This is a genomic window from Salinibacterium xinjiangense, assembly GCF_014645015.1.
Classification (GTDB): domain Bacteria; phylum Actinomycetota; class Actinomycetes; order Actinomycetales; family Microbacteriaceae; genus Rhodoglobus; species Rhodoglobus xinjiangensis.
The window spans coordinates 1,033,850-1,056,498 of record NZ_BMLC01000001.1 but is presented as its reverse complement, the minus strand read 5'-3'; the positions used below and the strand labels follow the sequence as shown (position 1 = coordinate 1,056,498).

Genomic DNA, 22,649 nt, shown 5'->3' with positions numbered 1-22,649 from the left:
ATCTCCCTGGTGATCGAGACACCGGAGTCGATGGGCGAACTCGGTGCGACTCTCGCCGCCGAGCTGGTTGCAGGCGACCTCGTGCTGCTCAACGGGGAGCTCGGAGCAGGCAAGACCACCCTCACGCGAGGGATCGGCGTGGCGCTCGGCGTGAGGGGCGCGGTCACCAGCCCCACGTTCGTGCTCGCTCGCACGCACCCGCGGGAGCGTGGCGCCCCGCTGGTGCACGTCGACGCCTACCGGCTCGGTAGTGCCGTGGAACTGGATGACCTCGACATCGATTTTGCGGCATCCATCGTCGTCGTGGAATGGGGCGCAGGCATGCTCGACGGCGTCGCCGATTCGTGGCTCGAACTCGACATCGACCGCCCGCACGGCGGCGACATGGAGGCCGAGGTGGAGCCCAGGCAGGTTCGCGTCACCGGCCACGGACCGCGCTGGGCGCAGTTGGGATGGCTAGATGCTGCTCGCCATTGACACATCGGCCGGAACGAGCGTTGCGGTCGTTGACCGCGAAGGCGGCATCCTTGCAGAGCATTCGTCCGACGACACGCGACGGCATGCCGAGGTGATCGGCACCCTCATCGCGCGCAGCATCGCCGACGCCGGGATCGAGGTCGCGGATCTCTCCGGGGTGGTCGCGGGCATGGGTCCCGGCCCGTTCACGGGGCTCAGGGTGGGGATCGCCGCCGCGCGCGCGTTCGCGCTGGGTGCCGGGAAGTTGATCATCCCGGCCGTGAGCCACGACGCCATCGCCTTCGGATGCACCGCGCCGACCCTCGTGGCAACAGACGCCAGGCGACGCGAGGTCTACTGGTCGACCTATTCGGGGTCGGATGCCGCCGGCCTCCCGATCCGCACGAACGGGCCCGGGCTTGTCCGGGTGGGCGAGCTCGAGACCGCCGTCGACGGATTCGCTGGGTACCGACTGCTCGAGGCCGCCACGGTGTCTGCCGGAGCGCTCGGGATGTTGGCGGAGACGATGTTCGCGAACGGCCGTGCCTTCGACGATGCGTTCGATGGTCGGCCCGGCGCGCTCTACCTGCGATCGCCCGACGTCACGATGTCGAGCGGGCCGAAGCGGGTCACCTCATGACCTGGCAGTTGCGACGCGCCACCGTCGACGATCTCGACGCGATCATGAAAATCGAGTCGCAGGTATTCACGACGGACGCCTGGTCGTCGGCGATCATGCGGGCCGAGCTCGGCGATCGGCACGGCTACTACGTCGTCGCCTTCCCGCCGGATGCCCCGACGCAGGTCGACGCCTATGCAGGGTTGCGCTCGCCGCTGCGGGAACCGCAGGCCGACATCCAGACGATCGCTGTGGCCGAGTCCACACGTCGCCGGGGTCTTGGGCGAGTGCTGATGCTGCACCTGATCTCCGAGGCGCGATCCAGGGGCGCCAGGGAGATATTCCTCGAGGTGCGCGACGACAACCCATCGGCGCAGGCGCTGTACCTGTCACTCGGTTTCGAGCAGATCGCGGTACGCCCGAAGTACTACCAGCCAGACGGAGTCGACGCGATCATCATGCGGCTGGTCATCCCGCAACCCGAAATGAGTGTGGCATGAGCGCGCCGTTAGTCCTCGGCATCGAGTCGAGCTGTGACGAGACCGGCATCGGCATCGTGCGCGGCACCGAGCTGCTCGCCAACGTGATCTCGTCATCCATGGATCAACACGCCCGCTACGGCGGTGTGGTGCCCGAGGTGGCCGCGCGTGCGCACCTCGAGGCGATGGTGCCGGCCATCGAGCAGGCATTGTCGGAGGCGGATGTCACGCTCGCCGAGCTCGACGCGATCGCGGTGACCAGCGGACCGGGGCTGGCTGGGGCGCTCATGGTCGGGGTGGGTGCGGCCAAGGCGCTCGCTGTCGCGCTCGACAAGCCCCTCTACGCGGTGAACCACCTCGTCGGCCACGTCGGAGCGGACCTCATCCGCACTGACCTCACCAGCACTGACCTCAGCAGCACTGACCTCACCAGGAATGGCGAGCCGCTCGAATACCCGACGATCGCCCTGCTCGTCTCCGGCGGACACACCTCGCTACTGCTGGTGAGAGACCTCGTCTCCGATGTGGAGTTGCTGGGCGAGACGATCGACGATGCCGCAGGAGAAGCGTTCGACAAGGTCGCACGGCTTCTCGGCCTGCCCTACCCGGGGGGACCCCACATCGATAGGGTCGCCGTGGGGGGAGACCCGAAGGCGATCAGGTTCCCGCGGGGCCTCAGCCTTCCCAAAGATATGGAAAAGCATCGCTACGACTTCTCCTTCTCGGGGCTCAAGACCGCCGTAGCGCGGTGGGTGGAACGGGAGCAGGATGCGGGTTCCGAAGTCCCCGTCGCAGACGTCGCAGCGAGCTTCCGTGAGGCCGTCGTGGACGTGCTGCTCACGAAGGCCGTGGCCGCGTGCACCGACCTGGGAGTGCCGAGACTCCTGCTCGGTGGCGGGGTGGTCGCCAACGCGCGAGTCCGCGAGCTCGCCGCCGAGCGCTGCGTCGCTGCGGGCATCCGGTTGCGCATTCCGCCCCTGTCGCTCTGCACCGATAACGGCGCCATGATCGCGGCGCTCGGTGCGCAACTCATCATGGCCGGGCACGCGCCGTCGACTCTCGACTTCGGGGCGGATTCCACCCTTCCTGTCACCACGATCCAGGTCTAGCGCGTTTTCGCTGCGGTCCGTCGGCTCCGGCGGGCGCCGTGGCCGCGTTGACATGCCAGCGCGACGCTGCAACTATGGCAACGCCGATACGGCACCAACTTTCAGAAAGAGGGCGATCATGACCGAACCCACCCCGTACTCATCCGTTCCCCAACAGCCCTATGGCGCTCCTGTGGGAGCACCGGCCGCGAGGTGGAACACGCTGGCCATCATCTCTCTCGTGGCCTCGGTCATCGGCATCCACCTTGCGGGAATCATCACCGGTCACATCGCCCTCAGCCAGATCAAGAAGACCGGTGAGCAGGGCAACATTCTCGCGATCATCGGCCTCATCCTCGGATACCTCGGAATTGTTGTCGTCGTCATCCTCGTCATTGTCTGGTTCGGTCTGATTTTTGGTGCGGCTACCGCAGGCTACAACTACTGATCACTGCTGGAGCGCACGCCCACTGGTGTGTGTTTCAGGAATTTTCGACTCACGGATCGACTGGAGCACTCATGGCCGACACGACCCCCGACAACGAGATTCCGCCGGTTCCGGTTCCGACATCAACAGAAACGGTGCCACCGGCTCCCGTGGAGCCTGCGCCGGTCGTGGCCGCGCCGCCCGCCGCGGCCGCGACGCCCGCATCCCCGCCGGCCCCACTGCCTCCCTTAGCCCCGGTAGCGCCAGCGGCTGCGACTCCTGCCGCCGCCCGCCCTGATCCCTATGCGGCACCGGCTGCGACCCTGCTGTACGCAGTGGTCGCGCAGCCCAACCCGCACGCTTCCCCGGCCCCCGCGCAGCCCAACACCTACGCCCCCGTGGCTGTAGGCCCCAGCCAGACCCTCAGTCTCGTCGCCATGATCGCCGGAATTGTCGGAGTGCTCGGCTCGTTCGTCGGGTTCGGGTTCCTGCCTGCGCTGGCCGGAGTGATAATGGGTCACATCGCGCGGAAACGCGAGCCCTGGGCCAAAGGTTTCTGGGTAACGGCCCTGATCACGGGCTACGTGGGGGTGGGCATCTCGCTCGTGTCGGGAATTGGCGTGCTGCTCATCTTCCTGGTCGCGCTGCCCGGATCCGCGTTCTAGAAGATCACTCTGTTCTAGAAGGTCACTCTTTCTAGAAGGTCACTCTTTCGACGAGAAGTGCCCGCCGCTGCGAACCTATCCGCGTGAGCATGAGGGTGCCACTCGCGTCGCCTTTCGGTGCGAGTGCGGTCCTGAACTCGGCCGGATCGATGTCGACGCCGCGTTTTTTGATCTCAAGGGTCCCGATACGGCGAGCGGCGATCTCGCGCTTCAGGGTGCGCTTGTCGAGGGGAAACTCCTCGATCACGCGAAAGCACGTGGCGAACGGGGTGTGGTGGGCCTCGTCCGAGGTCACATATGCGATCGACGGGTCGAGCATCCTGCCATTGACGGCGCGAGCCAGGTCTCCAATCAGCCGGGCCCGGATGACCGCGCCGTCGGGCTCGTAGACGAAGCCGCCGAGCGCACCGACCTCCGCATCCTCGCTGTCGGCGGCCGCGGTCATTTCCGCGGTTCCCATGCCGCTGATGACGAGCGCGGAGCGGCGGATGCCCGGACGGGCGAGGGCCCCGAACCACAGTCCAAGCTCGACCACATCCCGTTCGACGGAGATCCACTGGGCTTCGGCTTCGGTGGGAATCAGCTCACGGTCGATACCCGGGCCGAGTTTGATGCCCGTCGGGTAGAGCTCGGCGAGGCCGAAGGCGAAGTCGAGCGATGGCGACCAGTCACCGGGATCGCGAAGTCGTCTGGCGCCGTCGCGACGGGCGGGGTCGAGGTAGATACCATCGACACCGGCGAGATCGATCTCTTCTGCGGCAGAGTGCTCCACGCGCGCGTTCGACCACGGAGCCAGGTTGTACGCGGCGATGGCCGCGGTGACCTCGTCGCGCTCGACCGCGGTCACCTCGAGCTCCAGTGCGGCGATGGCGAGGGCATCCGCCCCGATGCCGCACCCGAGATCCGCCACCCACTTGACGCCGGCATCGGCGAAGCGTCCGGCATGGTGGGCCGCCACCCCGAGGCGGGTGGCCTGTTCGAGCCCGGCTTCGGTGAACAGCATCCGTTCAGCGAACGAACCGAACTTGGCGGTGGCCCGGTGTCGGAGCTTTGCCTGATTGAGCACGGCGGCAACAAGCCCAGCGTCATGCCCGGCTTTACGCAGGTCTGACACCGTGCGAACCACATCGGCCGTCGAATCGAACGGCGGCAGCGAGTCGAGCAACCTGAGCCCTTCGACTGAAAAGAGTTCTCTGAGTTCGGCCTGATCCATTCCCTCACGGTACCCGTGGCGACGGCATTCTCACGATACGGGTGGGACTGATCTGGCACTCACGTTGATCGAGTGCCAACGAGGCTCTATAGTGAAGTTGGCACTCTCACAGGGAGTGTGCCAACCCAAGTTTTCAGGAAAGCAGAGGTCAACCGTGTCGGTGTCCATCAAGCCGCTCGAAGATCGAATCGTCATCAGGCAGGTAGAGGCAGAAACGACCACAGCGTCGGGTCTTGTCATCCCTGACACCGCGAAGGAGAAGCCCCAGGAGGGCGAGGTCGTTGCAGTGGGACCCGGCCGCATCGACGATAACGGCAACCGCGTTCCCCTCGACATCGCAGTCGGTGACAAGGTCATCTACTCCAAGTACGGCGGAACCGAAGTGAAGTACGGCGGAGAAGACCTCCTCGTCCTGTCGGCTCGCGACGTGCTCGCGGTCGTCGTCCGCTAGTTTCGTTTCATCAGGTTCCGCCCAAGCGGAATACTGCCGAAAAGACCCCGTGGTTCTGCCACGGGGTCTTTTGCGTCCGCCGCCGCCTTTAGGCTGGATCAGTGTCAACGACTCCCGCAGCTGACGACCGGGTGTCGCGACCGGGGCTCGCTTTCGCCGTCGCTTCGTACGTACTGTGGGGCTTCCTCCCGGTTCTGTTCGTCTCGCTCCAGCCCGCTGGCCCCATCGAGATAGTCGCATGGCGCATCGTCCTCTCCCTGGTCTTCTGCGCGCTTCTGATCTCGGCGACCCGTGGCTGGCCGCGGTTGCTCGCCATTCTCCGCGATCGAGCCACACTGCTGACGCTCTCTGTCGCCGGGGTGTTCATCCTCGTGAACTGGGTCGTATACGTATTCGCGAGTGTGACCGGCCACGTTGTGGAAGCATCGCTCGGTTACTTCACCAACCCCATCGTGACCGTGCTGCTCGGCGTGATCGTGCTGCGTGAGCGGTTGCGTCCGCTGCAGTGGGTCGCGATCGGTGTCAGCGCGGTGGCGGTGTTCGTGCTCGCGATCGGATACGGCGCGTTCCCGTGGATCGCGCTCACGCTGGCCTTCAGCTTCGGCCTGTACGGGCTGGTGAAGAAGCGGGTAGGCCCCAAAGCCGACGCGATCAGTGGGCTGGCCATCGAGACGGCCGTGCTCGCCCCCGCCGCCGCTGTTGCGCTCCTCGTCATAGGTGCGGCGGGCGGGTTGACGATCGCGACAGAGGGCGCTGGCCACACTGCACTGATCCTGTCGCTCGGCGTCGCTACGGCGGTTCCACTCATCCTCTTCGCCGCAGCCTCGAGAAGACTCCCACTGACCTATATGGGGCTCGTGCAGTACATCGCGCCGATCCTGCAGCTCGTCGTCGGCGTGGTCGTGCTCAACGAGGAGATGCCGCCAGAGCGCTGGCTGGGGTTCGGGATCGTATGGCTTGCGCTCGCGGTCCTCACCATCGACATGTTTGTTGCGGCCGCACGCCAACGCCGCCGCCGTGCCCCTGGGAAGTGACATCGACTACGATGGGGCTCCGGTCCGGTCACCGTCACCCGGAGGGTGATGTGTCATCGGGACATCACGGTATCTATTAGTTCGAAAGGACATCAGGTTCGTTTTCGAGCGGGATGCTGTCGCGGGGTGATCGAGTTGGGTGATCACCAGACGGGCCAGAAAATCTGATGAAAAACACCATGCCCACGTTTCCTATTACTCGCACTCGAGTCGCCGCGGTCGGCCTTGTTACGGCTATCGCCGTCATGCTTGCCGGATGCACGGAGGCCTCCGTCGTGCCCACCGCGACTCCGCTACCGCGACCCGACCTGTCGCTGTCCATCGGGGCACTGCTGCCTCAGACGGGCTCCTTGGCTGCGTTCGGGCCGTCGGCGCAGGCCGGATTCGACCTCGCTGTTCAGGAGATCAACGACGCCGATGTCGGGCTCACCGTCACCGCAACGAGCCAGGATGCCGGTGACGCCACCACCGATGTCGGCATCACATCGGTGACGACGCTGATCGACAGCGGTGTCTCGGCTATTGTCGGAGCGATCTCCGATGGCGTGTCGAAAAAGGTCATCGACCAGATCGTCAACGCGGGAGTCGTCCAGGTGTCACCGGGCAATATCTCGCCGGACTTCAGCCGGTATGCCGATGACAACCTCTACTGGCGCACCGCTCCATCCTGCGCCAGGGAGGGTTCGGCGCTGGGGGAGCAGATCGCGGAGTCCGGCGTGCAGACTCTCGGGATCCTTTACCAGAGCGGGTATTGCGAGCCCGGATTGCCCGAGGCGCTCGCCGATGCGTTCGAGCGCGCGGGTGGAACCGTGGTCTCGAGTGTCGCATTCGATGCGGCATCCACCACCCTGCAGACCCAGGTCGACGAAGTGGCCGCAAGCTCACCTGCGGCGGTTGCTGTCGTCACGCCGACGTTGGCGAAGCTCGCGGTGCCCGGCCTCACTGGGGCCGGTTTCACCGGTGACGAGCTCTACTTCGTGGGGCTGCCCACCAGTGACCAGAGTGTGGATTTCGCCGCCGGGAGCCTGACCGGAGCGACGGCGACGCGTCCCGGCCTCGATCTCTCCGCCCTGACGGATTTCACCGATCGCCTGCTCGGGATCAACCCCGCTCTCACCGACTTCAGTTATGCGGCGGAGTCGTATGACGCCGTGATGCTCGTGGCGCTCGCCGCGCTTGCGGCGGACGATACGTCGGGCGTCGCCATCGCCAGCATGCTGCAGGAAGTCTCCGGAGGTGTCGGAGGCGGCGAGAAGGCTACGACATTCGGGCAAGCCGCACGGTTCATTCTCGAAGGAAATGCAGTCGACTATGACGGCCCATCAGGGCCGATCACCTTCGACGAAAACGGTGACCCCGCTGATGCGGTGATCGGCCTGTACACGTACGGTGCCGACAACATCTTCACCAGGATCAACTGAATTCGGATGCCCCGCAGTCGACATCGGCTGCATGGGCCCAACATCACGGAATATAACGATCGTGTCGTGTTACACGTCTGTAACACCCTTGTATTGTGCCGAGACTCTCCTGCGCATACCTTGGCTGAGTGGCCACACCGTAGTGGCCCTCATTCCCATGTAATACAACACGCAAGGAGCAACATGAGCGTATTCGCGAAGGCCAAGGCCTCACGCTCGCGGTCACTCAAATCCCTGATGGGTGGCATCGCCATCGTCGGTGTGAGTGCAATCGTCTTGAGCGGCTGTGCAGCACCCGCAGAAGAGGGTGGAAGCAGCAGCGGCCCAGCGCAGGACCTTTCGCTGAAGCTCGGTACGGCTCTCCCGGTCACGGGTAACCTCGCCTTCCTCGGCCCGCCCGAAATCGCCGGTGGCGAGTACGCGGTCTCCGAGATCAACGCTGCCGACCTGGGAATCCAGATCGAACTCGTGCAGGGCGACTCGGGCGATACTGACAACAAGGCATACGAGACCGAGATCCCCCGCCTTCTGGGTGAAGACGTCAAGGCCATCCTCGGTGCAGCATCGTCCGGCGTCTCGCTGCAGTTCATCGACCAGGTCACGGGCGCTGGCGTCATCCAGTTCTCCCCGGCGAACACCTCGGCCGCATTCACCGACTATGACGACAACGGTCTCTACTTCCGCACCGCTCCCTCGGATGTTCTCCAGGGTGAGGTTCTCGGAAACCTGATCGCTGAGTCCGGCGCCGAGACCCTCGGCATGATCGTCCTGAACGACTCATACGGAACCGGTCTCGCCAGCTTCACCAAGGACGCCTTCGAAGCCGCTGGTGGAGAGGTAGTCGCAGAGACCACCTACAACACCGGCGACACGACGTTCGACGCCCAGATCAGCGAAGTTCTCGCCGCCGACCCGGACGCGATCGCACTGATCACGTTCGAAGAAGTTTCCACGATCATCCCAGGCCTCAGCGGCTACCCCGCTGACCAGCTTTACTTCGTGGACGGCAACTTGAAGAACTTCGGCGACACGTTCCCGGCGGGCACCCTCACCGGTGCCAAGGGCACCCTTCCGGGCCTGAGTGTCGACACGATCGCCGAGTTCACCGGCGCGCTGAACGACTTCTGGGTCAGCGAAGGAAACACCGACCTCGAAGACTTCAGCTACGCAGCCGAGTCGTACGACTCGGTGATCCTGCTGGCCCTCGCATCGATGGCAGCCGGATCGACCGACTCGGCCGAGATCGCAGCGAAGCTCCAGGAAGTCTCCGGTGGTTCAGGCGACGGCGAGAAGTGCACCACGTTCGCAGACTGCGCGGCAATCATCAACGATGGCGGCACTGTCGACTACGAGGGCATCTCGGGCCCGATCACGTTCAACGACGTGGGAGACCCCACCGAGGCGACGATCGGCGTGTACCAGTACGGTGAAGACAACAACTTCACCGCATTCAACTAAACACTGACGTCAGCTAGCAATGACGCGAAGGGCCCCGGCTTCGGCCGGGGCCCTTCTGCGTGCGCGCCACCTGAGCGCCCCTGCGCGCCGCCTGGGAGGCCAGCGGCATCCGAACCCCATGAGTGGTGCCATCCGGTATCCAGCGCCCCCACCGGCCAAATGAAGGCAATGTGCCGTCTTGGCCGCCAGTGAGGCCGCCATAGTGGTCAGGATGGGAGTTTCTCCTTCATTCGGCGAGAGACGAACCTGCCTGGCGTGCGAGTGACCGGCGTGCAAATCCTCGGCGGGGGACGAACGTGCCTGGGGTGCGAGCCCCCGGCGCGCGAGTGCCTGTCGTGCGTAAAGCGCCCAGGCCCCCCGAACAGCAAAAGACCCCTCTCCTGCAGCAGGAGAGGGGTCTTCCGGAGAGAGGGGTCAGGCCCCGAGGGTTCCGAGGTAGAGGCCGATGACCTTCGGGTCGTTCAGCAACTCGCGACCGGTACCGGTATACGCATCCCTGCCCTGGTCCAGCACGTAGCCCCTGTCGCAGATCTGCAGGCAGCGTCTCGCGTTCTGCTCGACCATGATGGTCGTCACGCCAGCCTTGTTGATCTCCGAGACGCGAAGGAACGCCTCGTCCTGGCGGGCGGGGGAGAGCCCGGCGGAGGGCTCATCGAGAAGAAGCACGTGGGGGTCCATCATGAGAGCACGGGACATCGCCACCATCTGGCGTTCTCCGCCAGACAGGGATCCCGCGCGCTGTTTGAGTCGCTTGCCGAGTTCGGCGAAGATGCCTGTCACGAACTGCAGCCGCTCCGCGTAGATCTTCGGATTTTGGTAGAGGCCCATCTGCAGGTTTTCTTCGATGGTGAGGCTGGGGAACACGTTGTTGTTCTGCGGAACGAATCCGACGCCTCGAGCGACAAGCTTGTTCGCCTTCAGCCCCGTGATGTCGTCACCGTTGAGCAGGATGCTGCCGTCCCGAACCTTCACCTGGCCGAAGATGGCCTTCAGCAGTGTCGACTTGCCGGCACCGTTGGGCCCGATGATGCCAATGAGCTCACCCTGCTCGACGACGAGGTTCGTACCGTTGAGGATGTTGACGCCCGGAAGATAACCCGCGGTCAGGTTGGTGACCCTCACCACGGCGGTCGTCGTGGCGATGTCGCTCATGAGGTCTTCTCCGGGTTGTCGTTTGCCGCCCTGTTGCGGATTGCGCTGTCGAGGGCAGCAACCTCTGCCGCGAGATCCTGCGCCTCTTCCGGAATCTCTCCCGCGACGCGGCCCGTGACGACGCCGAGGTCGACATCCTGGTGCGCACCGAGGTACGCATCGATGACGGCCTGGTTCTTCATGACCTCGTCTGGTGGCCCTTCGGCAACGACCCGACCCTCAGCCATGACGATGACCCAGTCGGCGATGTGTCGGACCATATGCATGTCGTGCTCGACGAAAAGCACGGTCATGCCTTCATCCTTCAGATCGAGGATGTGATCGAGCAGCGATTGTGTCAGCGCCGGGTTGACCCCGGCCATGGGCTCGTCGAGCATGACGAGTGTCGGCTGGCTCATGAGCGCGCGAGCCATCTCGAGCAGCTTTCGCTGGCCTCCGGAGAGGCTGGCCGCGAAATCTTCGCTTTTGGCGTCGAGCTTGAATTTCTTCAGAAGCATCATGGCTCGCTGCTCGATGGCGTCATCTTGTTTGCGCCAGAGAGCAGGGAACATGCTCGAGAAGAACTTCTCACCACGCTGGTCTTTTGCGCCGAGCTTCATGTTCTCGAGCACGGTGAGCAGCCCCAGGGCTTTCGTGAGCTGGAACGTGCGAACCTGGCCCAATCGCGCGACCTTGAATGCCGGCATGCCAGCGAGGGAATTGCCCTCAAAGGTCCAGGTTCCGCCGTCCGGCTTGTCGAAGCCCGTCAGGAGATTGAACAGTGTCGTCTTGCCTGCGCCGTTGGGTCCGATGAGCGCCGTGATCGCGTTGCGCGGGATCTCGATGTGGTCGACGTCGACGGCGGTGAGGCCGCCGAACGTGCGGCGGATGCCGTCGGCGATGATGATCGGGTCGACCTTGGCCACACCCGGGGCGATATCGCCCTTGTGCAGGTTGGTCGCCTTCTCGCGCTGGACGGGGGCTTCGTTGATGGGCGTCTCATTGCTTGACAAAGGTCAGCTCCTTCTTGTTTCCCAGGAGGCCCTGAGGTTTGAAGATCACCAATAACATCAGCGCCACCCCGACGAGGATGAACCTCAGCGTCTGCGACTGCGAGGTCGACATGAAGGGCAGGATGCCGCTGACGACCAGCGCGGGAAGCAGGTTGCTCAGGAAGGTCTGCACCACCCAGAAGAGCACGGCGCCGAGCACCGGGCCGAAGACCGTGGCAGCGCCACCGAGCAATAGTGCCGTGTAGACGAAGAACGTGAGCGACGTGACGTACACACCGGGGTTTACCGACGAAGGGAGCGCGTAGACGATCCCGCCGAGGGCGCCGAAGATCCCGCCGAGTACGAGTGCCTGCAGCTTGTAGGCGAACACGTTTTTACCGAGCGCGCGAACCGCATCCTCATCTTCACGGATCCCCTTGATCACGCGACCCCAGGGGCTGCGCATCACAGACCAGACGATGAGCACCGCGATGGCGAGTATGAGCACGCCGATAATGCGAACCCACCAGCCTGTCGAGTTGTAGGTGAATGGCCCGAATCCGAAGGTGCCGTCTGGCAGTGGATTGGCCGCCCTGAAGCTGTCGTGATACCCGCTGAGTCCGTCGGCCGAGCCAGTGACAGCGTCGAAGGCGTTTGTCAGGAAGAGCAATCGGATGACCTCCGCCGCCGCGATGGTCACGATGGCGAGGTAATCACCCCGCAACCGCAGGGTCGGTATTCCGAGGATGAGCGAGAAGATGATCGACCCGACGATGCCGACGAGCACCCCGCCCCACCACGGCAAGCCGAAGGTGAGCACCGAGATGGCGTAGCCATATGCACCGATGGCCATGTAGGCCGCGATGCCGAAGTTGAGCAGGCCGGTGTAGCCGAAGTGCACGGCGAGCCCGACCGCGGCGAGAGCGTAGGCGATGGTCGCGGGGCCGAGTATCGACGAAACAGTATTCGACAGGATTTGCAGAAGGTCCATGGACTAGCCCACTCTCTCTCGCCTGCCGAGGATTCCCTGCGGGCGGAACAACAGGATGACGATCAGAACCACGAGAGCCCCGACGTATTTGAGATCAGCGGGAATGAACAGGCTGGACACCTCGACCAGCAGTCCGATGACGATAGAACCGATGAGCGCGCCGAAGGCCGTTCCGAGTCCGCCGAGGGTGACCGCGGCGAAGATGAGCAACAGGATCTGCGCTCCCATGTCCCAGCGGATGCCCGGCCGGAAGTACGCCCACAGGATTCCCGACAGTCCCGCGAGACCGGCCGCGACGATCCAGACGATCCGCACGACCTGGTCGACATCGATTCCGGATGCGGCGGCCAGCGATGGGTTGTCGGAGACGGCCCTGGTCGCCTTGCCGATTCTCGTCTTCAAGAGCCACCATGCCACGGAGCAGATCACCGCGATGCTGATCGCCATACTCACGAGGTCGATCACGCTCAGTGAAACCGATCCGAACAGGTCGATCTGGGGTGAATCCGAGCCTGGCAGCTGCTCTGTGCCTCCGCCGATGAAGTACTGGAAGATGTAGCGCAGCGCCAGCGAGAGACCGATACTGACGATCATCAGCTGCACGATGCCGACCCCGCGCTTTCGCAGTGGTCTCCAGAGCCCGACATCCATCACGTAGCCGAAGGCTGCGCTCAGGAGGATCGCGATGGGAATGCCGGCCCAGATCGGCAGACCGAGCATGCCAGAGAACACGAGGGTCATGATCGCGCCGAAGGTCACCATCTCTCCGTGGGCGAAGTTGGAGATGCCGGTGGTGCCATACACGAGCGAGAGGCCGATGGCTGCGAGCCCGAGCATCAGCCCGAAGTTAAGTCCGTTGACGAGGCGTTCGACCAGCTGGTCGACGAAACTGGTCTGGTTGCGCTCTCCGCGGCCGATGAAGAAGTTCATGACCGAACTGCCGCTTTGGCCGATCGTCACCTCTTTGACGTTGGGTGAGTCGTCGGTCTCGTCGATGACGGCGATGTCCGTGGGAAGCGTGGACTCGTCGAGGGTGACCGTGTACTCGCCCTTCTCCGGCACTCCGACGCTCCAGCGGCCCTCGACATCGGTCACGATGTCTACCGTGTAGCCGCTGCCGGCCACGGTCAGTGCGACGGCTTCGAGAGGTTCGCTGTTCAACTTGACGTTGCCGCTGACCTTGAAGTCGTACTTGTCGAGGTTGATGTCGTCGGCCGCTGCCGGGCCCGACAGCATCGTCAGGGCGAGGGTCGCGACAGTGGCTGCGAGAGCCACGATGCCGATGCGCCTCGTCTTTCGCGCATCACGAATTCGAACTGTAGTCACAAAACCTCCTGACGGCACCAGCCGAAACTGTGCTCCGCGGGTGCTGGCGCACCGTCTTCGATGAAGCTATCGCGCAATCGTGTCCCTGGTCTTTCGTTCGGGGCACAAAGCGGTCAAGCCATTATGCGGTGTGGAATACCTCGAGGTGTAACGGGATAATATCGATTACCGGTTTTCAGCGCAGCATCCCGGTCTCAATTGCTCCTAAGTAAGAGGAACTCATGGACCAGCCTGACCCCTTCGGTTTCATCGGCCTGACATACGACGACGTGATGCTGCTGCCGGGGCACACCGATGTCATCCCGAGTGAGGCAGACACCAGCTCGCGGCTGACCCGCCGCATCACGGTGGCGTCTCCGCTGCTGTCAGCGGCGATGGACAGCGTCACGGAGTCACGAATGGCCATCGCGATGGCGCGAAACGGCGGCATCGGCATCCTGCACCGGAACCTGTCCATCGAAGAGCAGGCGGCCTACGTCGACAAGGTCAAGCGCAGCGAGTCCGGCATGATCACCAACCCGGTGACGACAACTCCGGATGCCACGGTCGCCGAGGTGGATGCGCTGTGCGGCCAGTTCCGCGTCTCGGGTCTTCCCGTGGTAGAGCCAGACGGAACGCTCGTCGGCATCATCACGAATCGTGACATGCGGTTCGTGTCGCCATTCGAGAAGTCGACGACGCTGGTGCGCGACGTTATGACGAGAGTCCCTCTGATCACGGCGCCGATGGGGATCGACCCGGATTCGGCCGTGGCGATCTTCGCGCAGCACAAGATCGAGAAACTGCCGCTGGTCGATGGCTTGGGCAGGCTCACCGGCCTCATCACCGTGAAGGATTTCGAGAAGACCGAGATGTATCCCAACGCGACGAAGGATGACGAGGGGCGGCTTCGGGTCGGCGCGGCCATCGGATTCTTCGGGGACGCCTGGGATCGCGCTGGCCAGTTGCGCGACGCCGGCGTCGACGTCATCGTGGTGGATACCGCCAACGGGGACTCTGCGGGAGTGCTTGACATCATCCGTCGCCTCAAGGGCGACAGCGCGTTCGATGCGATCGACATCATCGGCGGGAATGTCGCGACCCGGTCCGGTGCGCAGTCGCTCATCGAGGCCGGTGCAGACGCCGTCAAGGTCGGGGTCGGCCCGGGTTCGATCTGCACCACGCGAGTGGTGGCGGGAGTCGGTGTGCCGCAGGTGACAGCCGTGTACGAAGCGTCGCTCGCGGCCCGCGAATCCAACATCCCCGTGATCGCTGACGGGGGGCTGCAGTACTCGGGTGACATCGCCAAGGCCCTCGTGGCCGGCGCCGAGACCGTGATGCTCGGCTCGCTTCTTGCAGGAACGGATGAAAGCCCCGGCGATCTCATCTTCGTCAATGGCAAGCAGTTCAAGAGCTACCGCGGCATGGGGTCGCTCGGTGCATTGCAGACCCGGGGAAAGAAGACCTCATACTCCCGCGACCGCTATTTCCAGTCGGACGTGCCGTCTGATGAGCAGCTCATCGCCGAGGGTATCGAGGGCCAGGTACCCTACCGCGGTCCGGTGTCGTCGGTCGTCTACCAGTTGCTCGGCGGCCTCCGCCAGTCCATGTTCTACACCGGCGCCAGGACGATCGATGAGCTGCGCATGAAGGGCAAGTTCGTGAGGATCACGGCTGCCGGGCTCAAGGAATCGCACCCGCACGACATCCAGATGGTGGTCGAAGCGCCCAATTACCGCGGGTAGTCGGGCTACCGCGGGTAGTCGGGCTCAGAGTGTGAGCGCCATCCGCATGATGGCTTCCGACAGCACCTCAGGGCTGCAGGCGAGATTCAGCCGGGCGAATCCGCGCCCTTCGGTTCCAAAGGTGGGACCTGGGTTGAGTGCTACCCGTGCCTCGTCGAGGATCCGGATGCTCGGATCGTCGCCCAGACCCATGGCGGTGAAGTCGAGCCAGGCGAGGTAGCTCGCGTCGGGCATCCGGTACCTGACGTCAGGAAGCAGCTCGGTGAGGAGGCTGGACAGCAGCTCGCGGTTCGCGGTGATGGAGGCGAGCGCGCCATCCAGCCACTCCTCACCGTGCTCGAAGGCCGCGATGCTCGCGTGCAGGCCGAAGAGACTCGTGCGGAAGGCGACCTCGTACGGCATGCGGTCGAGCACACGCATGCCCCGCTTGCCACCGGCGACCATAATCGCGCACTTGAGGCCGGCGAGGTTCCAGCCTTTGCTCGCAGAGGTGACGGTGACCCCGCGCTTGCGCGCGGCATCAGACACGCTGAGGTACGGGCTGAAGTGCACTCCCGGGTGCACCAGGGGGCCGTGGATCTCGTCACTGATCACCGTGACTTTGTACGAGTCGGCGAGCAGGGCGACGGCTTCGAGGCTCTCACGCGAGTGCACGAGCCCGACAGGATTGTGGGGGTTGCAGAGAAGCATCGCCGTCGCCCCGGCGGCGAAAGCGCGCTCCAGCCCGGCGAGGTCGATGCTCCAGGTGGCGCCATCGTCGAGGAGGGGAACCTCCGCCACGACTCCGCCAGCCTCGGGGATCAGGTCGAAAAACGGTGGATAGACGGGCGGCGTGATGACGACCGCATCACCAGGGCTGATTGCCTGGCGCAGTGTCTCGACGATCGCGACGCTGACATCCGTCGTGGTTCGCACTCGCTCCGGGTCGACGGTCCAGCCCCAGGCGCGCTCGGCAAACCCCGCGAACGCCAGCGGCAATGTGCTGGATGAGCCGACATAGCCGGTGTCCGATGCCGCGATCCTGGCCATCAGCGACTGCGCGATGACGGGCGCGAGCGGATAGTCCATTTCCGCGACGAACAGGGGAAGCACGTCCGCCGGATAGGCCGTCCACTTCTCGCTCGAACGCTGGCGCAGGATTTCGATCGGGTCGGCGGTCACGGGCTGCATGAACCCAGCTTGCTGCATGCGATGCGTGGCGGTCGCCGTGATGCCTAGACTTGCGGGGTGAGTGACATCGAAATCGGCCGCGCCAAGCGTGCCCGCCGCGTATACGCCTTCGACGACATAGCGATCGTGCCGTCCCGGCGTACCCGCGACCCGCACGATGTCTCGATCAGCTGGACGATCGACGCGTACACCTTCGATATTCCGGTGCTCGCAGCCCCGATGGACTCTGTTGTGAGCCCGAGCACGGCGATCGCGATGGGGAAGCTCGGCGGGCTCGGTGTGCTCGATCTCGAGGGCGTGTGGACGAGATATGAGGATCCGGAGCCCCTGCTTGCTGAGATTCGTGGGCTCGACGCGGCCAGCGCCACGAAGCGCATGCAGCAGATCTACTCCGAGCCGATCAAGCCGGAGCTCGTGACCGCGAGACTGGCGGAGATTCGCGCCGCCGGCGTTCCTGTTGCCGGTGCACTGAGCCCGCAGCGCACGAAAGAGCTGTGCCAGACCGTCGTCGACGCCGGAGTCGACCTCTTCGTCATCCGCGGCACGACCGTCAGTGCCGAGCACGTGTCAAAGGCAGTCGAGCCGCTGAACCTCAAGGAGTTCATCTACGAACTCGATGTTCCCGTGATCGTCGGTGGCGCGGCAACGTACACCGCAGCACTGCACCTCATGCGAACGGGTGCTGCGGGCGTGCTCGTCGGCTTCGGCGGGGGAGCGGCATCGACGACCCGCGCGAGCCTGGGCATCCACGCCCCCATGGCGACGGCGGTAGCCGATGTCGCCGGCGCGAGGCGTGACTACATGGATGAGTCTGGTGGCCGCTACGTGCACGTCATCGCCGATGGCGGCCTCGGCACCAGCGGCGACATCGTCAAAGCGATCTCCGTCGGCGCGGACGCGGTGATGCTGGGAAGCACCCTCGCACGCGCGACGGATGCGCCCGGCGGCGGCTGGCACTGGGGTGCGGAGGCGCACCATTCCGAGCTTCCGCGCGGCAATCGCGTCGAGGTCGGATCACTCGCACCGCTGAAGGAGATCCTTTTCGGGCCATCGAGCGTCGCCGATGGGCGGGTGAACCTGATGGGGGCACTCAGGCGGTCGATGGCCACCACCGGATATTCAGACCTGAAAGAGTTCCAGCGCGTCGAGGTTGTCGTCGCGCCATACAACGCGAGGTAATCACGGCCACACCGTGTAAGGCTCGAAGCCCGCGACAGCTGGCGCGCGGACCGTCCCCGCACCGCCGACGTACACTGGAGCCATGGTTGACGTGCGTCGTGTGAAGCTCCCTGGCGTCGGTGTTCTGCACACCTTCGTGACGGATGATGGCGGCAAGGTGGGCGTGATTACTCACCGCTCGGGGCATAGCGACCTGATCAGCTTCTCCGACGAGGACGGCGGTTCAGACGCGACCAAGGTGTCCCTTCGGCTCGACGAGGATGAAGCCCATACTCTCGCCGAACTGCTCGGTGGCACACGCATCACGGAGTCGCTCTCGAAACTCGATGCGATCCCCGGGCTCACGATCGACTGGTTCACCGTCGACTATGACGATCACATCGCCGGCCAGAAGCTCGGAAATCTCGCGAGCCGCGGAGTCGTCGGGTTGACGGTTGTCGCTGTAGTGCGGGGGGAGTCGGCGAACCCGGCCCCAGCAGACGACTTCACCGTGTTTCCCGGCGACACTCTTGTCGTGGCAGGCTCACCCGAGAAGGTGGCCAAGGCGTTCAGCTTTTATCGCACAGGCGAGGTTCACAAAACTCCAGCTGACCCCGACACCGGGGGATAGCCCGTGCACTCAGGAGAAGACCTTCTCGTCCTGGGCATTCTCTTTGTCATCGCCTACGGTCTCGGTCGTGTCGGCAAGCGCATCGGGCTGCCGGCTATTCCGATCTACATGTTCGTGGGGTTCATCGCGAGCCCGAATTCCTACTTCTTCCCGCTGAGCTTCCAGTCGGCGGATGTCGAGCTCGTGGCGGTGTTCGGCCTCATTCTGCTGCTGTTCAGCCTCGGTCTCGAGTTCGACCAGGACGAGTTCTACGGCAACGCGGGAGCGCTGTTGATGTCGGGTGGAACACGCATCGCCATCAACCTGGGGGTGGGTTTCGCCCTCGGGATGTGGATCGGCTGGGGCACCAGGGAGGCGCTGATCATCGCCGGCATGACGGCAGCGTCGTCCAGCGCCATCATCACGAAGCTGCTCATCGAACTGCGGAGGCTGGCCAACCGGGAAACGCCGACCATCCTCGGCATCATGGTGCTCGAGGATGTGTTCGTCGCGATCTACCTGGCCATCGTCGGTGTCGTCATCGGCGGTGAGACCGACGTGGGCGCTATCGCGCTGCAGCTCGCCATCTCGTTCACGTTCCTGATCGTGATGTTCGCGCTGGCGCGCTGGGGCGGTCGGGTCGTCTCGCGACTGGTGAACACGAAAGACGACGAGCTGTTCACGATCCTGTTCTTCGGTCTTGCGGTGGCGTTCGGCGGCATCGGCGCGCTGCTTGGCGTGTCCGACGCGATCGGTGCCTTTCTTATCGGGCTGGTGCTCGGTGCGACGAGATTCCGCACGAGGATCGAGACATTCGCTCTTCCGCTGAGAGACGTGTTCGGCGCGTTCTTCTTCCTCAACTTCGGTCTCGCCCTCGACGTCTCGACATTCGGCGAGGTGCTCGTCCCGGTGGGGGTTGCGGTGGTCATGACCCTCATCGTGAACACCCTCGGCGGCCAGCTGATCGCCTGGCAGAACAAGCTCACCCGGGCTGAAGGGCTCAACGCCAGCGCAATGCTGCAGAACCGCGGCGAGTTCGCGCTGATCCTGGCGACCCTCGCGACAGCGGCGGGACTCGACCCGAGACTGACACCGTTCGCCGGTCTCTATGTGCTGTCCATGGCGATAGTGGGGCCGGTACTCGCCGTCAATTCGGAGAAGATCGGTCGAGTGGTCTTCCGGTCGAAGCTCACGAAGGCAGCACAGCCCGTGCGAGACAGGATGGGCGCGGAAGACATCGCGCTCGTTGAGGCGGCGATGTCGGGCGAAGATGTGCCGGAATCGCGTGATGAAGACATCTTCACCGACAGGGACAGTGTCAGCGATGGGTACCCGGTTTCGGCCGACCCTCACGCCGAGCAGGCCAGCCAACAGTCAGACGAACATTTCGAACGCAAACGGGATCCGGAATATTGATGCAGACCCAGGCCACGGTGTGGCAGATCGCACGCCGGCCACGATGGATCGGCGCGCTCGTGCTGGCGCTCGCGATCGCCGGAGGTTTCGCAGCCCTCGGGCAGTGGCAGCTCTCGCGCAGTTTCGAGAGCGGCGCCGCGCCGGTGGAGCAGACCGAGAATGTCGTCGCCCTCGACACGGTGAGTACTCCCCAACAGCCGGTTCCGGCATTGGCGACCGGGCAGCTCGTCACGGCGGATGCGACGTTCGTGGCCGGGGACTACGTCGTGCTGAGCGACCGCTTCAATGATGTCGATGCGACGCCGGGCTTCTGGGTTGTCGGGCACGCGATCACCCCGGACGGTGCGAGCCTTGCTGTGGCCCTCGGCTGGGCGGCCAGCGCGGATGACGCTCGGCAGGCCGTCGGCAGGCTGGAACAGTCCACTCCCGACGGAACGATTACCGGGCGGTATCTGCCCAGCGAGTCCCCCCAGGAGTCCGACTTCGAGGCGGGCCGGCGCAGTGCCCTCGCGGTGTCCGAGCTCGTCAACCTCTGGGCGCAGCAGCCAGCGGGGGTCTACGGCGGTTATCTGGTGACGGATGCCGCGGCATCCGGTCTCGTCAGAATCGACTCGCCCCGGCCGTTGAGCGAGGTTTCGCTCAACCTGTTGAACGTGTTCTACGCGATCGAATGGGTGGTCTTCGCGGGCTTCGCGATCTTCCTCTGGTACCGACTCGTGCGTGACACCTGGGAAGCGGAAGGGGAGGCCCTGCGTGACGCCGAGCTCGCATCAGGCACTCCCGCACCGCCGGTAGAATAGGGAAATGCCCATCGGTCCCAGGCCAGAAGACGTCGCCAGAATCCGACGCACGGTCTCCATCTACAAGGTGTCGTCGTACATCACCGGCACATTCCTGTTGCTCCTCCTGCTCATGATGGTGTTCCGCTACGGATTCGGTGTAGACATCGAGCTTCTCGGCCCCTACGGATTCCTCGCACTCACCCCGAAGGATCTCATCGACGGCGTAAACCTGTCGACCCTGATCCTGATCGCCCACGGCTGGTTCTACGTGCTCTATCTCGGTACCGATTTCGTGATGTGGCGGCTTATCCGCTGGTCGTTCACACGGTTCCTGCTGATAGCGCTCGGCGGGGTCATCCCGTTCCTCTCGTTCTATTTCGAGCGCCGCGTGCCGAAAGACGCCATGGCCGCGATCGCCACCCTCGAGACCCAGCCGAAGGTTGACGCATGACCTCCACAGAAGCCCGTCCCGTCCTGGTCGTCGACTTCGGGGCGCAGTATGCACAACTGATCGCGCGTCGGGTGCGTGAGGCGAGCGTCTACAGCGAGATCGTGCCCCACACGATCACCGCGGCAGAGGTCGCCGAAAAGAACCCGCTCGGCATCGTGCTGAGTGGTGGGCCGTCCAGTGTCTACGACGCAGGATCGCCCACCCTCGACCCCGCGATCCTGGGCCTCGGCGTCCCTGTGCTCGGCATCTGCTACGGCTTCCAGGTAATGGCCCAGCAGCTCGGCGGCGAGGTAGCCAACACGGGCCTGCGCGAATACGGAGCGACGGATGTTACGCTCACGCCCGGCACGAGCATGCTGCTCGGGGACCAGCCGAGCCTCCAGACGACGTGGATGAGCCATGGGGATTCAGTCTCCCGCGCGCCGGACGGGTTCGCCGTGCTCGCCTCGAGCGCCTCGACGCCGGTGGCAGCGTTCGCGAGCGATGAGCGTCGTCTCTACGGAGTGCAGTGGCATCCTGAGGTCAAGCATTCGGAATTCGGCCAGCGCGTACTCGAGAACTTTCTGCACACGGCAGCCGGTATCCCTGCCGACTGGAACAGCGCGAACGTCATCGACGAGCAGGTCGCTCGCATCCGCGAGCAGGTCGGCACGTCACGGGTGATCTGCGGGCTGTCCGGTGGTGTCGATTCTGCGGTGGCCGCCGCGATCGTGCACAAGGCTGTCGGTGACCAGCTGGTTTGTATTTTCGTCGACCACGGCCTGCTGAGACAGGATGAACGCCGCCAGGTCGAGGAAGACTACGTCGCCTCCACCGGAGTGCGCCTCGTTACGGTGGATGCCGTCGACCAGTTCCTCGATGCGCTCGCCGGAGTGACCGACCCCGAGACGAAGCGCAAGATCATCGGGCGCGAGTTCATCAGGTCATTCGAGAACGCGGCCGAGGCGCTCGTGCTTGAAGCGCAGGGTGACGGTGCCTCCATCGACTTCCTCGTGCAGGGCACCCTGTACCCCGACGTGGTCGAGTCCGGTGGCGGCACCGGCACGGCCAACATCAAGAGTCACCACAACGTCGGCGGGCTTCCCGAAGACCTGAAATTCTCGCTCGTCGAACCGCTGCGCACCCTCTTCAAAGACGAGGTGCGAGCCATCGGTCGCGAACTCGGCCTGCCGGAGGTCATCGTGGGTCGCCAGCCGTTTCCGGGGCCAGGCCTCGGGATCCGCATCGTGGGCGAGGTTACCCGTGAGCGACTCGAGCTGCTCCGTTCGGCGGATGCGATAGCTCGCTTCGAATTGAGCGCGGCCGGTCTCGATAACGAGATCTGGCAATGCCCGGTCGTTCTGCTCGCAGACGTTCGGAGCGTTGGAGTGCAGGGCGATGGTCGCACCTACGGTCACCCCATCGTGTTGAGGCCCGTGTCATCTGAAGACGCGATGACCGCCGACTGGACGCGGCTTCCCTATGACGTGCTCGCAAAGATCTCGAACCGCATCACCAACGAGGTTCCCGGAGTGAACCGGGTGGTGCTCGACGTCACCTCGAAGCCGCCGGGAACCATCGAGTGGGAGTAGCTCCCACGGCTTAACG

23 protein-coding genes are annotated in these 22,649 nt (G+C 64.4%); 17 read left to right on the top strand and 6 right to left on the bottom strand.

Annotated elements, in window-relative coordinates; translation table 11 throughout:
• Positions 1-30: 30 nt before the first annotated feature.
• The 6 genes from tsaE to IEW81_RS04890 all read left to right on the top strand — a co-directional run bounded on the left by tsaE (position 31) and on the right by IEW81_RS04890 (position 3,734).
• Positions 31-477, top strand: coding sequence for a tRNA (adenosine(37)-N6)-threonylcarbamoyltransferase complex ATPase subunit type 1 TsaE (gene tsaE / locus IEW81_RS04915; protein ID WP_097060396.1), 447 nt, complete (start codon positions 31-33; stop codon positions 475-477).
• Positions 461-1,096 (top strand): tRNA (adenosine(37)-N6)-threonylcarbamoyltransferase complex dimerization subunit type 1 TsaB, encoded by a 636-nt coding sequence (gene tsaB, locus IEW81_RS04910; protein WP_097060194.1) that lies wholly within the window; start codon positions 461-463, stop codon positions 1,094-1,096. Before tsaE ends, tsaB begins: the two co-directional genes overlap by 17 nt.
• Positions 1,093-1,575, top strand: a complete 483-nt coding sequence (gene rimI, locus IEW81_RS04905) for a ribosomal protein S18-alanine N-acetyltransferase (RefSeq protein WP_097060195.1) — start codon at positions 1,093-1,095, stop codon at positions 1,573-1,575. The genes tsaB and rimI overlap by 4 nt, the downstream gene beginning before the upstream one ends.
• Entirely contained in the window at positions 1,572-2,663 is a 1,092-nt protein-coding gene (tsaD, locus tag IEW81_RS04900; RefSeq protein ID WP_097060196.1) for a tRNA (adenosine(37)-N6)-threonylcarbamoyltransferase complex transferase subunit TsaD, read from the top strand. Before rimI ends, tsaD begins: the two co-directional genes overlap by 4 nt.
• A 118-nt stretch (positions 2,664-2,781) precedes the next feature.
• Positions 2,782-3,090: a DUF4190 domain-containing protein gene (locus IEW81_RS04895; protein WP_179691798.1), complete on the top strand. Its 309-nt coding sequence runs from the start codon at positions 2,782-2,784 to the stop codon at positions 3,088-3,090.
• A gap of 71 nt (positions 3,091-3,161) precedes the next feature.
• Positions 3,162-3,734, top strand: coding sequence for a DUF4190 domain-containing protein (locus tag IEW81_RS04890; protein WP_097060198.1), 573 nt, complete (start codon positions 3,162-3,164; stop codon positions 3,732-3,734).
• A gap of 31 nt (positions 3,735-3,765) precedes the next feature.
• On the opposite strand, the gene IEW81_RS04885 is transcribed toward IEW81_RS04890, so the two are convergent.
• Positions 3,766-4,947, bottom strand: coding sequence for a THUMP-like domain-containing protein (locus IEW81_RS04885; RefSeq protein ID WP_097060199.1), 1,182 nt, complete (start codon positions 4,945-4,947; stop codon positions 3,766-3,768).
• 154 nt (positions 4,948-5,101) lie between these two features.
• Here IEW81_RS04885 and groES point away from each other — a divergent pair, with 154 nt between their 5' ends.
• The 4 genes from groES to IEW81_RS04865 all read left to right on the top strand — a co-directional run bounded on the left by groES (position 5,102) and on the right by IEW81_RS04865 (position 9,311).
• Complete coding sequence (gene groES / locus IEW81_RS04880; RefSeq protein WP_097060200.1) at positions 5,102-5,398, top strand: co-chaperone GroES; 297 nt, start codon at positions 5,102-5,104, stop codon at positions 5,396-5,398.
• Positions 5,399-5,499: 101 nt separating this feature from the next.
• Entirely contained in the window at positions 5,500-6,432 is a 933-nt protein-coding gene (gene rarD / locus IEW81_RS04875) for an EamA family transporter RarD (protein ID WP_097060201.1), read from the top strand.
• A 167-nt stretch (positions 6,433-6,599) separates the two neighbouring features.
• Complete coding sequence (locus tag IEW81_RS04870) at positions 6,600-7,853, top strand: ABC transporter substrate-binding protein (RefSeq protein ID WP_097060202.1); 1,254 nt, start codon at positions 6,600-6,602, stop codon at positions 7,851-7,853.
• Positions 7,854-8,036: 183 nt separating this feature from the next.
• Complete coding sequence (locus tag IEW81_RS04865) at positions 8,037-9,311, top strand: ABC transporter substrate-binding protein (RefSeq protein WP_097060203.1); 1,275 nt, start codon at positions 8,037-8,039, stop codon at positions 9,309-9,311.
• A gap of 414 nt (positions 9,312-9,725) precedes the next feature.
• Here the strand turns inward: IEW81_RS04865 and IEW81_RS04860 are convergent, their stop codons facing one another.
• From IEW81_RS04860 to IEW81_RS04845, 4 genes are read right to left on the bottom strand one after another with little or no spacing between them, the layout of a single operon-like run.
• Positions 9,726-10,463, bottom strand: a complete 738-nt coding sequence (locus IEW81_RS04860) for an ABC transporter ATP-binding protein (protein WP_097060204.1) — start codon at positions 10,461-10,463, stop codon at positions 9,726-9,728.
• Positions 10,460-11,434, bottom strand: coding sequence for an ABC transporter ATP-binding protein (locus IEW81_RS04855; RefSeq protein WP_097060397.1), 975 nt, complete (start codon positions 11,432-11,434; stop codon positions 10,460-10,462). Before IEW81_RS04855 ends, IEW81_RS04860 begins: the two co-directional genes overlap by 4 nt.
• Positions 11,435-11,441: 7 nt before the next feature.
• Positions 11,442-12,425, bottom strand: coding sequence for a branched-chain amino acid ABC transporter permease (locus IEW81_RS04850; protein ID WP_097060205.1), 984 nt, complete (start codon positions 12,423-12,425; stop codon positions 11,442-11,444).
• 3 nt (positions 12,426-12,428) lie between these two features.
• Positions 12,429-13,751 (bottom strand): branched-chain amino acid ABC transporter permease, encoded by a 1,323-nt coding sequence (locus IEW81_RS04845; RefSeq protein WP_373285371.1) that lies wholly within the window; start codon positions 13,749-13,751, stop codon positions 12,429-12,431.
• A gap of 221 nt (positions 13,752-13,972) precedes the next feature.
• Between IEW81_RS04845 and guaB the strand changes: the two genes are divergently transcribed.
• On the top strand, positions 13,973-15,475 hold the full coding sequence (gene guaB / locus IEW81_RS04840) for an IMP dehydrogenase (RefSeq protein ID WP_097060206.1): 1,503 nt from the start codon (positions 13,973-13,975) through the stop codon (positions 15,473-15,475).
• A gap of 24 nt (positions 15,476-15,499) precedes the next feature.
• Here guaB and IEW81_RS04835 read toward each other — a convergent pair whose 3' ends face one another.
• Complete coding sequence (locus tag IEW81_RS04835; RefSeq protein ID WP_097060399.1) at positions 15,500-16,645, bottom strand: MalY/PatB family protein; 1,146 nt, start codon at positions 16,643-16,645, stop codon at positions 15,500-15,502.
• 57 nt (positions 16,646-16,702) lie between these two features.
• Between IEW81_RS04835 and IEW81_RS04830 the strand changes: the two genes are divergently transcribed.
• The 6 genes from IEW81_RS04830 (at position 16,703) to guaA (ending at position 22,633) form a co-directional block, all read left to right on the top strand.
• Positions 16,703-17,824 carry a GuaB3 family IMP dehydrogenase-related protein gene (locus tag IEW81_RS04830; protein WP_097060207.1) on the top strand — a complete coding sequence of 374 codons (1,122 nt, stop codon included), beginning with the start codon at positions 16,703-16,705 and terminating at the stop codon, positions 17,822-17,824.
• 82 nt (positions 17,825-17,906) lie between these two features.
• Positions 17,907-18,434 (top strand): cation:proton antiporter regulatory subunit, encoded by a 528-nt coding sequence (locus tag IEW81_RS04825; RefSeq protein WP_097060208.1) that lies wholly within the window; start codon positions 17,907-17,909, stop codon positions 18,432-18,434.
• A gap of 3 nt (positions 18,435-18,437) precedes the next feature.
• The gene (locus tag IEW81_RS04820) at positions 18,438-19,829 is read left to right on the top strand and encodes a cation:proton antiporter (RefSeq protein WP_097060209.1); all 1,392 of its coding nucleotides are present in this window, start codon (positions 18,438-18,440) and stop codon (positions 19,827-19,829) included.
• Positions 19,829-20,629, top strand: coding sequence for an SURF1 family protein (locus IEW81_RS04815; protein WP_097060210.1), 801 nt, complete (start codon positions 19,829-19,831; stop codon positions 20,627-20,629). Before IEW81_RS04820 ends, IEW81_RS04815 begins: the two co-directional genes overlap by 1 nt.
• A 4-nt stretch (positions 20,630-20,633) precedes the next feature.
• The gene (locus IEW81_RS04810) at positions 20,634-21,062 is read left to right on the top strand and encodes a DUF3817 domain-containing protein (protein WP_097060211.1); all 429 of its coding nucleotides are present in this window, start codon (positions 20,634-20,636) and stop codon (positions 21,060-21,062) included.
• The gene (guaA, locus tag IEW81_RS04805; protein WP_097060212.1) at positions 21,059-22,633 is read left to right on the top strand and encodes a glutamine-hydrolyzing GMP synthase; all 1,575 of its coding nucleotides are present in this window, start codon (positions 21,059-21,061) and stop codon (positions 22,631-22,633) included. The genes IEW81_RS04810 and guaA overlap by 4 nt, the downstream gene beginning before the upstream one ends.
• The last annotated feature ends 16 nt before the right edge of the window (positions 22,634-22,649 follow it).

Coding starts and splice junctions, on each gene's coding strand:
- IEW81_RS04835 (WP_097060399.1), bottom strand. CDS start 16,645: ATGCAGCCCGTGACCGCCGACCCGATCGAAATCCTGCGCCAGCGTTCG.
- IEW81_RS04885 (WP_097060199.1), bottom strand. CDS start 4,947: ATGGATCAGGCCGAACTCAGAGAACTCTTTTCAGTCGAAGGGCTCAGG.
- IEW81_RS04825 (WP_097060208.1), top strand. CDS start 17,907: ATGGTTGACGTGCGTCGTGTGAAGCTCCCTGGCGTCGGTGTTCTGCAC.
- tsaE (WP_097060396.1), top strand. CDS start 31: ATGGGCGAACTCGGTGCGACTCTCGCCGCCGAGCTGGTTGCAGGCGAC.
- IEW81_RS04850 (WP_097060205.1), bottom strand. CDS start 12,425: ATGGACCTTCTGCAAATCCTGTCGAATACTGTTTCGTCGATACTCGGC.
- tsaD (WP_097060196.1), top strand. CDS start 1,572: ATGAGCGCGCCGTTAGTCCTCGGCATCGAGTCGAGCTGTGACGAGACC.
- guaA (WP_097060212.1), top strand. CDS start 21,059: ATGACCTCCACAGAAGCCCGTCCCGTCCTGGTCGTCGACTTCGGGGCG.
- IEW81_RS04865 (WP_097060203.1), top strand. CDS start 8,037: ATGAGCGTATTCGCGAAGGCCAAGGCCTCACGCTCGCGGTCACTCAAA.
- IEW81_RS04890 (WP_097060198.1), top strand. CDS start 3,162: ATGGCCGACACGACCCCCGACAACGAGATTCCGCCGGTTCCGGTTCCG.
- IEW81_RS04870 (WP_097060202.1), top strand. CDS start 6,600: ATGAAAAACACCATGCCCACGTTTCCTATTACTCGCACTCGAGTCGCC.
- IEW81_RS04860 (WP_097060204.1), bottom strand. CDS start 10,463: ATGAGCGACATCGCCACGACGACCGCCGTGGTGAGGGTCACCAACCTG.
- IEW81_RS04895 (WP_179691798.1), top strand. CDS start 2,782: ATGACCGAACCCACCCCGTACTCATCCGTTCCCCAACAGCCCTATGGC.
- rimI (WP_097060195.1), top strand. CDS start 1,093: ATGACCTGGCAGTTGCGACGCGCCACCGTCGACGATCTCGACGCGATC.
- tsaB (WP_097060194.1), top strand. CDS start 461: ATGCTGCTCGCCATTGACACATCGGCCGGAACGAGCGTTGCGGTCGTT.
- IEW81_RS04815 (WP_097060210.1), top strand. CDS start 19,829: ATGCAGACCCAGGCCACGGTGTGGCAGATCGCACGCCGGCCACGATGG.
- IEW81_RS04810 (WP_097060211.1), top strand. CDS start 20,634: ATGCCCATCGGTCCCAGGCCAGAAGACGTCGCCAGAATCCGACGCACG.
- guaB (WP_097060206.1), top strand. CDS start 13,973: ATGGACCAGCCTGACCCCTTCGGTTTCATCGGCCTGACATACGACGAC.